A 13379-nucleotide genomic window follows, 5' to 3' on the forward strand; every position below is an offset into this window, starting at 1 on the left:
TTCATATGTATGAACAGATAGGATTTTTTTGTATTGTGCCATTATATCATTGATCCCAAATGGTGACCAATGCCAAGGGCGAAGTTTGGGGCAATTTTCCCCATTAGTCCACTTTTTCAAGCCGCGGATTGGGACGGTGTCTTCTGCCGGCTTTTGCGGAAGGCTTTCCGTTTAACATGACGCAGTCCCCTGTAAAACCGGTATTGATTTTTAATAAACTGCTGCCGATTCCATACATGTCTACCGGAACGCCCGCTTTTTCAAACTCCGCGATTCTCTCTTCATTAAAACCGCCTGAAACAACGATTTTCACATGGTGAAATCCTTCATCGTCCAGCGCTTTTCTCAAAGCGAAAATAAGATTTGCATTGACCCCGCGGGGGTCAAAAGTGCCAAGTAAATGTTGGTTTCTAAGGAAGTATTTGTCAATCATTGTCCTGGACGTATCGACCCTTACACCTTTCAGCTCCGTTCCAAATTCACGGGCCAGCTTTAAAGAATCGGTAATCACATCGTTATTATAATCTACAAGCGAAACGAGTTCATCCTCCGGAAACGTTTTTTTATATGCTCTTGTGGCGGCAACAATATCGCCGTTAAAAAGCTGGATTAAGGCATGGGGCATCGTCCCGATCCCCTCTTTTCCCCACCATTCATTCATGGCCGGTGTGGCCTGGGCCGTTGATCCGCCGATATACGCCGCATACCCGTCTCCCGCCTGCTGTGTAAAATGGTCATCACGGTCTCCCATAAAGATAACGGGCTTTTGTTTTCCTGAAATGGCCGCAGCCTTTGACACATTATACACATTTGTCGCAACCGACGTTCTCCTGGAAAGAATGCCGTCAATGATTCCCTCCAAAAAACCAAAATCCTGGTAGGCCCCCTGGATAGTCAACACCGTTTCAAAGGGAGAGATTTTGTCTCCATCCTTCAATGAATATATTTCCAGGTTGCCGGGGTTATCGGCAAAGCTTTTAACAAGCGCGATCGCTTCGTCCGTCCCGCATAAAACAGCATGTTTTCTTTGGAAAAACTGCATTAATACAGTATTGTCCTGTTTGTAGCGCCTGGCGATTTCCCGTGTTTTTAAAAAGTAAACTGCAGAAAACCATCCATCTTTCACTCTGTCATCAAACTTAAACGTGTCATTTGTAAGCCGTTTGATTTTTCCCTGCAGCTTTAACTCGATTTCCTTCATCTGAAAAATACTCCTTGTGTCTTATCGTCTGCCCAACTTTCGTTGAAGCAGGCATTGAGCGATATCCACAATTAGAATACCATTTTCTTCGCTATTGTACTAGAGAATCTTTTAATGAATGAAAGTCCTCTTCTTTGATGAGGACATCCCGCGGACGGCTCCCCCGGGCTCCGGTAATCACACCGTGTTCCTCCATCATTTCCATGAGCCTGGCAGCCCGGTTATATCCGATCCGAAAATGCCGCTGCAATAATGATGTAGATGCATTGCCCTGTTTGATGACAAATTCGCACGCCTCAACAAACAGTTCATCTTCATTTTCCTGTAGTTCGGCTTTTTTTAACAGCTCTTCCTGCTTAAATAAGTAATTGGGCTCTCCCTGGGCCCGCACGTGTTCAATGACACGGTCTATTTCCTCATCCGAAACGAAAGTTCCTTGAAGACGGACAGGCTTGACGGAACCGTTATTTAAAAATAACATGTCGCCCCGGCCCAACAGCTTTTCTGCCCCGCTGACATCGATAACGGTTCTTGAATCAACCTGGGAAGAAACGGAAAAGGCTATTCGCGTCGGAACATTTGCTTTAATCAGGCCGGTAATGACGTCAACAGAAGGCCGCTGTGTTGCAATCAACAGGTGGATTCCGCACGCCCGCGCTTTTTGGGCAATTCGGCAAATGGATTCTTCGACTTCCGCCGGCGCCACCATCATCAAATCCGCCAGTTCATCAATAACAATCACAATATATGGCAATTTGTCGCTGAATTTCCCATTTTTTTCAACAAAATGATTAAATCGGTCTATATCCCGCACGTTGGCATGAACAAACAGCTCATAGCGGTGTTCCATTTCATCCACTGCCCATTTTAGGGCGGCGGTGGCCGCTTTTACATCGGTAATAACTGGGCTGACCAAATGGGGGATATGGTTATATGGTGCAAGTTCCACCATTTTCGGGTCGACGAGCAGCAGTTTTAACTCATCCGGTCTTGCTTTATAAAGCAGGCTGACCAGAATGGAGTTAATGCAAACGCTTTTTCCCGATCCAGTTGCCCCGGCAATTAAACCATGCGGCATTTTCCGCAAGTCCGTTACGACAGGAGCCCCTGATATATCCAATCCGAGCGCTGCCGTTAATGGTGACGGAGAACGAAAAAATGCATCGCTCCCGATAATTTCACTGATTTGCACCGGGCGGCTTTTTTGATTCGGCAATTCAATACCAATCGAACGGGTGCCCGGAATCGGCGCTTCCATCCGGATATCTCTGGCCGCCATGCTCAGTTTGATGTCGTTGCTCAAATTCGTAATTTTGTTCACTTTTACGCCCGGGTCCGGCTGGACTTCAAACCGGGTTACGGACGGGCCCTGGCTCGCCCTGACGACACGGGCCTTGACATTAAAATTTTCCAGTGTTTCATCCAACAAAGCCGACTGTTCATTTACCCAGTCCCAATCATTTGTTTTAGCTACGGGAGGCTCAAGCAAATTAATTTCGGGAAATGCATATGACACCGTATGGTCACGGGCCGTTTCTTTTGATTCTCCAGCCTGTGCTTTTTGCGTTATTCCGGAACTTTTTGTTTCCCTGTTTTTTTTCCTCTCCCATTTGAGTTTATCCTGGGAAAGCATCAGGACATTAAATGGCAGATGCGGCCTTGGTTTGCTTTTTTTCATTGGGGCATCCTGATGACCTTGCGCATTTTGTGTCGGCGGACGGTTTTCCAACAGTTTGCTCACTTCGTTTTTAAGACCGGGATTTTCTGCTGGTTTCTCCTGATCTTCTACTGCCGGTGCTGTACCATTTTGGACCGGAATGTCAGCTTCATTTGCCGCTTCCAAGGCCGGATTGTCATGGTTGCGGTCTTTGTCCGTTGCCGTAACGGGTTCGAGGACTGTTTTATCCGGAAGAGATTCGGTTTTATTGGTTAAACCCGGTTTCCTTTCATTGGCTGCCATTTTTGCGGCTGTGCTGTTTAACATTTTTTCATCAATCGGCGTTTCTTCAAATAACTCTTTATTGGTAAGGGTATCCCGGGCATGATGGCTTTTTGTAACGCTGTTTGAATAGTTTCTTTCTCCCGGTGCTTCACAAGGCTTTGCAGATTCTATGGCCGCTGCGGCTTCCTCAAAAGCCTGCTCTTCTGCATGCAATTTTATATGCGGGCTGTCGGTCATATAAGTTGCTTCCCCGATAAATTTTTCATTGCCCGGAAATATTTCCACATCCGGATTGGAGCCGGAATGAAGGCCGGGTTCTTTTTCGGATTCACTTTTTATTACATCAGGAGTCTCTTCCGTTTTTTCTGTAAGTTGCCGTGAAAAAGAATCCGTCAATTCAAATTCGGGTGCGTTTTTCTCCTTTGTTTTAGGTCGATGAAATCCGTAAACAGGCGAAGGTATATGCGTCGGCGCAAAAGGCCGGCTGTTTTTCGGCTCAACCTTGGTCCATTTCTCCTTCACTTCTGTTTCCGGGATTGGGGAAACAGCCCGGGCAGTCTGCTCATGATCCATTTTTCCAGTTTGGGGAGCCGGATGCTTAGATGGGTTCTGTTCATTCCGATATGTACGGCCATTGTTAGGCGGATCTTTTATTAAAGGAAAACGAAATTCTCCCTTCGGATATTGATACATTACACGTGTTTTCATTTTTTCAGCATACTGTTGTCTGTTGTGAAGTTCATTGGCAGCAACATGATCGATCTTATCTTCATTCATTTCCTCATCTAAAAAAATGTTTGAAAGAAATTTTTTCCACCATTTCAATTATGATCACACTTTCCATTTGTGATTTTTTCTTTCATTTTGTACAAATACTGCCACAGTCCATTATAACAAATAATGAATAGAAAATGATTCGTTTGGAACATTAAAAAAGATTACAGATTTGATAAGGAGGGGACAACATGAAGCTTTTGAAGCCCATTATCGGCGCAGGTCTAGTTTCACTAATGCTCGTCGGCTGCGGCACTAACAACGACAACGATCGTTTTACCAGCGATGACAACCGGCCTCTCGGAGTCCGCTATAACCCGCAGGACAATCGTGACGGGGTTGACAACAATATGAATGACGGACTGGGTGTAAATAACAACGGGAACAATGGAGCCGGGAACAACAACAGGAATAACGCAAATAATAATAACGACCAAAACATCGATGTGGCCGATGATGTTGCCGACAGAATTGCAAGGCTTGATGAGGTGGAACGGGCATATGTACTTGTCACAAACGGCAATGCCTATGTGGCAGTCAAACTAACCGACCGCTCGAATAACAATTTGACACGGAGCATGGAAAGAAAAATCGCCAGGGAAGCCAGGGAAGCCAACAAACAGATCGTTAATGTTTATGTTTCGGAAAACCCGGACTTTTACGACCGGATGAGAGGTTACCGAAACGACATTAACAACGGCCGCCCCGTTAGTGGTTTCTTTGATGAATTTACGGAAACAGTCAGGCGTGTTTTTCCGACAGCCAGATAAAGCTAAGAAGAATTTCCCGTTATTGTTCGGGAAGTTCTTTTTTTAAAATTTTCCATTTGGTGAAATATGTTTGCCGCATCAAACAATATGATCTACAGTCTACTTATTGACTGCGGGGCAAAAAGGTTGCCGTAGACCCACCCGACTTCCGGTTGCTATCATAAGATGAACAAGCGGGGGGAATGATATGTCTCAGCAATCTTATGAAAATCTAAAAATGGGTGAGCGCGGGGCCATTTTGAGTATTGGTGCATACATGATTCTTTCAGTCATCAAACTGTATTTTGGCTTTACAGCCGGATCGGCGGCATTAAAAGCGGACGGCTGGAATAACGCAACGGACATAGCAGCTTCCCTTGCGGTATTGATCGGCTTGAAACTTTCCCAAAAACCGCCGGATAAAGACCACGGATACGGCCACTGGAAAAGCGAAACAATCGCTTCTATGGCAGCGTCGTTTATTATGCTCGGAGTAGGAATTCAAGTTTTAAATGGTGCTTTTATGACGATCATGCGCGGACAAAATGAGCCTCCCGATCCAATGGCCGCTTATGTCGCGCTCCTTTCGGCAGCAGCCATGTACCTCGTATACCGGTATAACAAAAGGCTGGCGAAAAACATTCGCAGTACTGCAGTCATGGCCGCCGCCAAAGATAATCTTTCTGATGCTTTGGTCAGCCTCGGAACTGTTATAGGCATCATTGGTTCCCAATTCCGCATGCCTTTGCTTGATTCAATCACCGCTTTTATTGTCGGATTATTAATATGCAAAACGGCGTGGGGAATTTTTAAACAGGCATCCCATGAACTGTCCGATGGATTTGATGAAGAAAAAATTTCCCGGTACCAGAAGGAAATGAACAAAATTGCCGGAGTTAAAGGGATTAAGGAAATAAAAGGAAGAAACTACGGAAGCAATGAAGTGATCGATGTGGTCATACTTGTCGACCGGTCATTGGGCATACAAGAAGCACATGACATCGCCACCCATGTCGAGGAAAAAATGAAAAGCGATCACGGAGTGTACGATGTCCATGTCCATGTCGAACCGGAGCCCAATCAATAGCCGGTACCTGGGTGGTACCGGCTTAACCTCCTATTTATTCTTTCTGGTCTCTGAAAAAACGGCCTTGGAAAGGCCGTTATTTATGTATATCCATAGCGGCGATTTCCCATTCGTGGATCTCATAACCACGCGCTCCGCTGGCAACGTATGGGTCCTCTTTCACCCAGGATTCAACCTGCTCCAGGCTTTCTCCCTGATAAATGACAAGGCCGCCGGCTCCATCGACAAATCGGCCAAACATGACTGCCTGTTTTGCTTCCCGCTTTTGAGCCAAAAATTCCAAATGGGCAGGCCGTTGCTCCCGGCTCTTTTCTTCATCTTTCATCGGTAAAAAAACGGCAAAATATTTCATTAAATTCCCTCCAATATAACATTTTCTCCTTTTTATTATATCACGATTTACCAACCATCCGGTTTATTCACTTTCATCACTGGACCTGCCTGCAGCAATGCATTGCGCAAATTATCGGCAGCCAATTGGGCCATGTTTATTCTCGTTGCAATGCTGGCACTGCCTATATGGGGCAAGGTCACAACATTTGGCAGGGTCAATAAAGGGTGATCAAGATCCACCGGTTCTTTTTCAAAAACATCGAGGCCGGCTGCCCAAATTTCTTTGTTTTTGAGTGCTTGGTACAATGCTTCCTCATCGACAATCCCGCCGCGAGCGGTATTGATGAGCACAGCTGTTTTTTTCATCAATGAAAGCTCGTTTTTGGAAATAAGGTGATGGACTTCCGGGCTGTAAGGCAAAAGAAGACAGACAAAGTCCGATTTTTTCAGGACCGTTTCAAAATCGGCGTATGTTGCGCCCATTTCCTCTTCCGCTTCTATTTTTCTCGATCGATTATAATACAAAATATCCATATTAAATCCTTTGGCGCGCCTGGCCACCGCCTGGCCGATCCGGCCGAATCCGATAATCCCAATTGTCGCCCCGTGGATGTCCATTCCCGTCAGCTGCAAAGGCGACCATGTCTCCCACTTTCCTTCGCGAAGATAACCCGATGCCTCCACAAGCCTCCTTGCCGTTGCCATTAGCAGTGCAAAGGTTAAATCAGCCGTCGTTTCCGTTAATACACCCGGCGTATTCGCAACAAGGATCCCGCGTTTTGTCGCCTCATCGACTTCTATATTGTTGTATCCAACTGCCATATTGCTGATCACTTTCAAGTTGGGAGCGGCATCCAACACTTCCGTGTCAATTGTTTCAGTCAACATGGTGAGGACCCCATCGGCCGTCTTTACTTGTTCAAGTAAAACATCCCTCGGAACAGCTTGTTCCTCTTCCTGCCACATATAAATGTCAAAATCGTTCGCCAATTTTTCTATAACGACAGATGGAAGCTTGCGTGTTATGTATATTTTTTTCTTCACGTGATTGTTCTCCCTTCTTTTCATCATCATTCAATCGTATTTTACACTATGATTTCGACCACTTGCAGCCAAACTCCTTTTCACCACAACCTTTTCTTTACCAAGCTCTGCTCAAGGGGACCCCTTCGTGAAAGTGGATATTAATGTTGGCCGCAATATCAAAGAAGCAGAATTGAGATTACTGTAAATATAGAATTTTTTCTTGGCGCGTCATATTATTAATAGTAATATTATTACTATGAAAAACAACATGATTAAAAAATCACCTGTCGCTTTAGCCGTACTTTGTTTTTTGATTGAGGAGCCCATGCATCCGTATCGTATGCAACAGCTGATTAAAGAGAGGGGGAAAGATGAAGTTATTAATGTTCGCCATCGAACGAGTATTTACCAAACGATTGACCGGCTGCATCGAGACGGAGCCATTGCCATTCAGGAAAAGAAAAAGAACGAAGGGAGACCGGATTTAATTGTTTATGAAATTACGGATCTGGGACGAAATGCTGCCTACTCATGGATCCGGGAAATGATCTCTACACCGGCTCAGGAATTTTTACAGTTCCCTGCCGCTGTATCTTTTCTGGCATTGTTAACGCCTGAAGATGTCGCATTGCTCTTTGCACAAAGAGCAAGCGCTCTTGAAAAGACACTCGCCCGCCTTGAGGAGCAGTTCCAGAAAGGTACATCGATGGGTCTGCCGCGCTTATTTTTACTTGAGGCCGAATACCAACGAGCAATGCTTGCAGCTGAAATCGATTGGATCCAATCCATTATCGCGGATATCCATGCTAAAAAGCTGAAATGGAGCATGGAAGAGCTGCGTGAGCAAGAAAACTAACTTATATAAGGAAAGGTTGTTTTTTAATGAATACACAATTAAACAAATCCTCATCATTCGATGAAACGGTTCCTGTCCTCGTTGCTGGAGGAAGTCTGGTAGGCCTGTCATTCTCCCTTTTTCTGGATCGCCAGGGAATTAAAGCCATTGGTCGTAGAGCGCCATCCGGGAACGTCTATTCACCCGCGCGTTTCAAGCCTAACTGCCCGAACGATGGAAATATTCCGTTCGGCCGGGATCGAGGAGGAGATTCGCCGTGAAGAACCCCCTTTTCCGCGGGAGTTTGGCATTATGTTTGTAGAGAGCTTGGCAGGGCAATTGTTTGACAATTTGATGGAAGATATGAGCGCATACTTTACGGATGCCAGTCCAGTTGAAGGAAACGGCATCGCCCAAGATCTGCTTGAGCCGGTTCTCCGGGCCCAGGCCGAGCAAGCCGGTGTCGATTTGCGCTATAACACCGAGTTGATTGAGTTTGAAACTGACGAGGATGGCGTCTCGGCCATAATTCGTGATCGAATCAGCGGCGAAACACGCTCTGTTCGAGCCAAGTATATGGTAGGAGCGGATGGGAGTAAAAGCGGAACCCGCACACAGTTGGGTATTGGCCAACATGGAGAAGGTACGCTTTTCCATTTGATCAGCGTCGTGTTTGATGCAGATATTCATGAGTTGTTCAGACGCCAAAACGCGCATATGTGTTTTTTTGCCAACGATATCGTAAGCGGAACTCTTGTACTATATCCTGGAACGTTTAGGCGCCCCCATTTATACCGGTTGGACGTTATATATGATCCCGAAGAGGAAACGATTGACGATTATCCGGAGGAACGTTGTATTGCATTATTTCGGGCAGCAATCGGCCTTCCTGACATCCCTGTTACGGTTAAAAAGATCTTGACTTGGGAAATGGCCGGTCGCGTTGCTGATCGCTTCCAAGAAGGCCGCATTTTTCTAGTGGGTGATTCCGCACGGGTTCAGCCTCCAAGCGGCGGTTTGGGAGGCAACACCGGCATTGCTGAAGCGCAAAATCTTGCTTGGAAGCTGGCATCCGTTTTACGCCGTGAGGCCGGTTCGGATTTGCTTGCCACATACGATGTTGAAAGACGGCCAATTGCAGATTACACGGTAGACCAGGTCGTCATGCTTTCCCAGCAGTGCGAACATGAAGGATCGGATGGGATTACAGTAAGCACCTTGGATGTCAATATGGGTTATCGTTATCAAGACGGCGCATTCGTACCGGAAGCAGACGTGCAGAACCTCCCGATTATGCAGTCGCCCGAGTTATGGACGGGACAGCCGGGAACCCGCGCGGCGCACATCGTTCTCGAACGGGACGGTCGCACCATTTCCTCATTGGATCTATTTAGTTCCCGATTCGTCTTGCTCGTTGGTCCCGACGGACAAAACTGGATAGAGACTGCTCAACACGTTAGAGATACGCTCCATCTTCCCATGGATATGTACCAGATTGGTGGTCATAAAGCAGATTTCAGCAATCCCGGAAACGATTTTCTTGACGCATACGGAATTACTTCCACGGGGGCTGTCATTGTGCGGCCAGATGGGTACATCGGATGGCGAAAACCGGTTGCCGAGGGGAATAAGGAAGAGATGGAACAAGTCTTGACCAATGCCCTGGCGACCATCCTTTTTCGCTAAAAACAACCAAATCAAAAAGGAAAGGAAACTCATTATGCCTACATTTGAATATACCGAAACCTATGACAATCCTGCATCTAGCGTTTTTTCACGCCTCATTGATCTAAAGGGGCGAGATTCCTGGATAAAAGGCATTATGGAGATTCAAGTCACTCCTGAAGGACCGGCCCAGTTGGGAACGAAATACTTCGAAAGCGGAAAATACTCAGGCTTCAAAAGCGAAAAAACAATGATCGTAACCGAGCTTGTTCAGGATCATTTGTTGACAATGGAGACAACGCCCGATGAAAAACAATTTTTTCGCGAAAGCTATCGTATTGAACCGATTTCCGATACATCTTGCCGTGTTCATTTCACCATTCAAGTTGACAACGTTCCGAAGGTAGCTGAATTTTTCATGCGTCAATCGATGAAAAAAGAGCAGCCGCAAACAGCTGCCCGCCTGAAGGCTGTCCTGAAGGGGTAACGTCCATACTGTTTGCTGCAACATTTCTTGATGTGTTCGGAAAGCTTTGTTTGGCGTAAGTTTTCATTCAACTTCTTCTAAGGATCTGCATGAACCAGTGAAACGACTTTTAGAGAGCAAACATAAAAAATTTTTTACCATTTATCTTAATAATTAAGATAAATAGCGGACGACTAGTGGTTTTCATATTTCTTGAACACAACACAGGCTGCACAAAACATGCAAGCGATCAAGATGATGCTTGTTGTCGCCATTGTCTCAAAGGGATCCGCCCATTTTCCGGTCATTAACATGCTCCCCGCCTGATCTTGCGCATTGGACGGGCTCCATCCCATATATTTTGGAAAAAGAGAGCCGGAAAGCGCAATGGCTGCAGCTGCAACCAAACTTGTACCAGCAATGCCGGCGCTTTTTTTCAGCAGTGTTCCCGCCAACAATGTAACCGTTAGGACAAACATAATCCATATACTGTAAGCGGCAAAGCTTTTGATAAAACGGATGAGTGCCACGTCGTTAAATAAGAGATTTGTATAATAATAGGCGAGTCCGTAGCTCAATGCAAACGACAGGAGGTAGAGCAGCGCATGGGAGAGCCATTTGCTCCCGATATATTGTAATGCATGTACCGGCCTCGCCATGAGGAGTATCAGGGAGCCGCTGTTTCTTTCATCAGCAATCAGGCTCATGGCGCCAAGGACAAAAATGGCTGTTCCGATCAACCCGAATTGGGACAGCGTTCCTACCAGGACTTCTTCCCCCGGTGGCATCGGAATTTGAATAACGGCACCCTCGGGCAGGTTCCCTGCCCTTTCCAATATTTCGGGCATATAATACTGGCTGATCGGCTGTGAGATGGCCAGTAAAGATAAAACAACCGGCATCCAGATCAGTTTTTTATCGTGCCAAGCCTCCCGCCATTCTTTTTTAAACAGTGTCCAAAAAATGTTCATTCGTTTATCAACTCCAAATAAGCGTCTTCTAAAGTTTGCTCCAATATAGAAAAGCGGGTGATCGTCAACCCGTTCTCCATGCATTCTGTCAGCAGGCGGTTTCGGTCATTTGAATGGTCCAACATAAATTGTGCTGTTTTTGGTGTTGGAAAAAAAACGTTCTTTACATATTTTCTAGTTACAAGCCACCCCTTCAACTCTTCTTCAGTTTCAAGCATAAAGGAACTTTCCGTATGTTCCTTTTTTAAGGAAGCAAGCGGACCTGCCCATTTCACTTTTCCATTTTTTAACACGACAATATCATCACAAATTTGTTCGGCATCATGCAATACGTGGGTGGAAAACAGGATCGCCATCCTTCTTTTCAGCTCATTCATCATCGTTAGTACGTCCCGGCGCCCTGCCGGGTCCAAGGCAGAAACAGGCTCATCCAAAATTAATAATTTCGGTTTATGAAGCAGGGCCTGTGCCAAACCAAGCCTTTGCTTCATGCCGCCGGAAAAGCCGCCAATTTGCTTCTTCTTTGATCCTTCCAGGCCTGCAAAAGCAAGCATCTCTTCCACTCTTTCCCTCAGTACTTTTTTTGGTACACCGGAAAGATTCCCGGCAAAATGCAAATATTGCTCGGCAGTCATCCATGGAAAGAAGGAAGGATATTGGGGCAAATAACCGATGTGTTGCCTGTTTATGTTTGCCTCTCCCAAGAATATGATCCTGCCGGAATCCGGTGTTAAAAGGCCGGAAATCATCTTAAGCGTGGTTGTTTTCCCGGAACCGTTCGGCCCCAATAAAGCGACACATTCATTTTCGTTGATCGTGATATTTACTTGATCAACCGCTACATGCCGCTTGAATCTTTTTACCAATTTTTTTGCTGATAATATCATTTTGCACCCCTACCCTCTTTTCGGCCTGCCGAACACAAAATATAAAACCGGCCCAAACAGACTGATACAGAAAATGACGAAAATCCACAGCCATTTGGGGCCCCGCGTATTTTCTTCCCTTAAACAGCTGACCAGTGCGGTCACGATTAAAATGAGATCCAAAATAATGAATGGAGCAATCAGTTCCAAAGATGGAGTCATTTTTACTCAATCCTCTCATTTTTGTTTTTTCGATAAGGCCTAACGACGATGAAATAATAAAAAATTGAAGGGAGCGGCAATTGAATGAGTCCCCAAAGGCCCCAAAACCAGGCAAATGCACCTTTTTTCCTTGCATCCAAAAAGAGCAGGATGCTTTGCATCAGCATGAGAGGCGAGACAAGCAATAAGGCAAGCAGTTTGTCATCTTCCATCATCAATCTCAGCCACCTCTTCCGATCCACTCCGGCGTTTTTTTTCCACTTTGTAAATTATCGGAACTGTTGCCAAAGCCAATGCCTGGATCCATAAATATACTTGCGGTAACTTTAATGCGACCATGGCATAAGTCGTTAAAATGATGAGGGCTGTACAAATAAATACGATTAACTCGCGCTTCAATGCTTTCTGGCGTGCTTTTTTATATTTCGTTAGAGCATTCATGATTTGATCTTGGTTGGGTGCTGCGGCGTCTTGGGTATTTTCAATTTTTTTTAAGTCTGCGATGAAACTTTTCATCCACTCATTGTTCCCTTTCAAACCGTCCACTCCTTTCGAATTTGTTTTAACCCATGATGCACGCGAGATTTTACCGTTCCTTCTTTCAGTTGAAGCATAACGGCGATTTCTGCATATGTGTAGCCGTAATAATGCCTTAATAAAATCGGAGCCCGCATTTCCGGGTCCAATTCAGCGAACAGTTCCATATTCTCTGTCCAATTCTCTCCGCGCATGCCGACATGCCATTTCATTTTCCGAATGGCTTCATTCTTTGCCTTTTCAAAAATCTTTCTTCGCTTCTTCTCTTTTCGCTGCTGATCGATAAACAGGCGGGAAGCGATGGAAATAAGCCAAGTCGAAAATTTGGAATCTCCCTTAAAACTTTGCAAGTGTACGTAAGCTTTCAGCATCGTTTCCTGGACCAAGTCTTCAGAAACATCCGGCCGGAGGCTCAGCTTGATCAAATATTTATATAAAAATGTATAATTGCTTTGAAACAGTCTGGCAAAAGCCTCGTCCTTCCCTTTTTTCGCCTCTTGAACCAGCCGTTTCTCCTCATCCAAATCCAACCGCAGCCAAGCCCCCTTTCTTTCTGTTTGTTCTCTCACTTAATGAGACGTCCAATCGATTCAAATCGTTCAAAAATGATTAAAAAATATTTGCCTAATGAATCAATTTCATAAATATCAGCCCTAGAGCCCCAAGGCTTTTGAGACACAAAAAAAGGAGTACCTCCCCAAACTG

Annotated in this window: 15 protein-coding genes; 5 read left to right on the forward strand and 10 right to left on the reverse strand. The window is 45.4% G+C overall.

Annotated features, from left to right (window positions below; translation table 11 throughout):
• Positions 1–103 precede the first annotated feature (103 nt).
• Together AB1L08_RS13940 and AB1L08_RS13945 are read right to left on the reverse strand one after the other, a co-directional pair.
• Entirely contained in the window at positions 104–1201 is a 1098-nt protein-coding gene (locus AB1L08_RS13940) for a nicotinate phosphoribosyltransferase (RefSeq protein WP_413065271.1), read from the reverse strand.
• 91 nt (positions 1202–1292) lie between these two features.
• Complete coding sequence (locus AB1L08_RS13945; RefSeq protein ID WP_413065284.1) at positions 1293–3920, reverse strand: DNA translocase FtsK; 2628 nt, start codon at positions 3918–3920, stop codon at positions 1293–1295.
• Positions 3921–4108: 188 nt separating this feature from the next.
• Here AB1L08_RS13945 and AB1L08_RS13950 point away from each other — a divergent pair, with 188 nt between their 5' ends.
• Positions 4109–4687, forward strand: coding sequence for a YhcN/YlaJ family sporulation lipoprotein (locus AB1L08_RS13950; RefSeq protein WP_413065272.1), 579 nt, complete (start codon positions 4109–4111; stop codon positions 4685–4687).
• Positions 4688–4874: 187 nt separating this feature from the next.
• Entirely contained in the window at positions 4875–5753 is an 879-nt protein-coding gene (locus AB1L08_RS13955; protein WP_413065273.1) for a cation diffusion facilitator family transporter, read from the forward strand.
• 76 nt (positions 5754–5829) lie between these two features.
• Here AB1L08_RS13955 and AB1L08_RS13960 read toward each other — a convergent pair whose 3' ends face one another.
• Positions 5830–6105 carry a YciI family protein gene (locus AB1L08_RS13960; protein ID WP_413065274.1) on the reverse strand — a complete coding sequence of 92 codons (276 nt, stop codon included), beginning with the start codon at positions 6103–6105 and terminating at the stop codon, positions 5830–5832.
• 47 nt (positions 6106–6152) lie between these two features.
• Positions 6153–7130, reverse strand: coding sequence for a 2-hydroxyacid dehydrogenase (locus tag AB1L08_RS13965; protein ID WP_413065275.1), 978 nt, complete (start codon positions 7128–7130; stop codon positions 6153–6155).
• A gap of 250 nt (positions 7131–7380) precedes the next feature.
• On the opposite strand from AB1L08_RS13965, the gene AB1L08_RS13970 reads away from it, so the two are divergent.
• The 3 genes from AB1L08_RS13970 to AB1L08_RS13980 all read left to right on the forward strand — a co-directional run bounded on the left by AB1L08_RS13970 (position 7381) and on the right by AB1L08_RS13980 (position 10099).
• Entirely contained in the window at positions 7381–7968 is a 588-nt protein-coding gene (locus tag AB1L08_RS13970) for a PadR family transcriptional regulator (protein ID WP_413065276.1), read from the forward strand.
• 147 nt (positions 7969–8115) lie between these two features.
• Positions 8116–9633, forward strand: coding sequence for an FAD-dependent monooxygenase (locus AB1L08_RS13975; protein WP_413065277.1), 1518 nt, complete (start codon positions 8116–8118; stop codon positions 9631–9633).
• 34 nt (positions 9634–9667) lie between these two features.
• The gene (locus AB1L08_RS13980; protein ID WP_413065278.1) at positions 9668–10099 is read left to right on the forward strand and encodes an SRPBCC family protein; all 432 of its coding nucleotides are present in this window, start codon (positions 9668–9670) and stop codon (positions 10097–10099) included.
• 173 nt (positions 10100–10272) lie between these two features.
• Here AB1L08_RS13980 and AB1L08_RS13985 read toward each other — a convergent pair whose 3' ends face one another.
• Genes AB1L08_RS13985 through sigY form a run of 6 tightly spaced genes read right to left on the reverse strand, consistent with a single transcriptional unit; the run spans position 10273 to position 13204 of the window.
• The gene (locus tag AB1L08_RS13985; protein ID WP_413065279.1) at positions 10273–11049 is read right to left on the reverse strand and encodes an ABC transporter permease; all 777 of its coding nucleotides are present in this window, start codon (positions 11047–11049) and stop codon (positions 10273–10275) included.
• Complete coding sequence (locus AB1L08_RS13990; RefSeq protein WP_413065285.1) at positions 11046–11933, reverse strand: ABC transporter ATP-binding protein; 888 nt, start codon at positions 11931–11933, stop codon at positions 11046–11048. The genes AB1L08_RS13985 and AB1L08_RS13990 overlap by 4 nt, the downstream gene beginning before the upstream one ends.
• A 12-nt stretch (positions 11934–11945) precedes the next feature.
• Positions 11946–12137: a PLD nuclease N-terminal domain-containing protein gene (locus AB1L08_RS13995; RefSeq protein ID WP_413065280.1), complete on the reverse strand. Its 192-nt coding sequence runs from the start codon at positions 12135–12137 to the stop codon at positions 11946–11948.
• A gap of 2 nt (positions 12138–12139) precedes the next feature.
• Positions 12140–12349 (reverse strand): transcriptional regulator, encoded by a 210-nt coding sequence (locus tag AB1L08_RS14000; RefSeq protein WP_413065286.1) that lies wholly within the window; start codon positions 12347–12349, stop codon positions 12140–12142.
• Positions 12339–12674, reverse strand: a complete 336-nt coding sequence (locus AB1L08_RS14005; RefSeq protein ID WP_413065281.1) for a YxlC family protein — start codon at positions 12672–12674, stop codon at positions 12339–12341. Before AB1L08_RS14005 ends, AB1L08_RS14000 begins: the two co-directional genes overlap by 11 nt.
• Complete coding sequence (gene sigY / locus AB1L08_RS14010; protein WP_413065287.1) at positions 12671–13204, reverse strand: RNA polymerase sigma factor SigY; 534 nt, start codon at positions 13202–13204, stop codon at positions 12671–12673. The genes AB1L08_RS14005 and sigY overlap by 4 nt, the downstream gene beginning before the upstream one ends.
• Between the last annotated feature and the right edge of the window lie 175 nt (positions 13205–13379).

Origin of the sequence: Siminovitchia jepli (genome assembly GCF_047228825.1) — a bacterium.
Taxonomy (GTDB): Bacteria; Bacillota; Bacilli; order Bacillales; family Bacillaceae_C; genus Siminovitchia.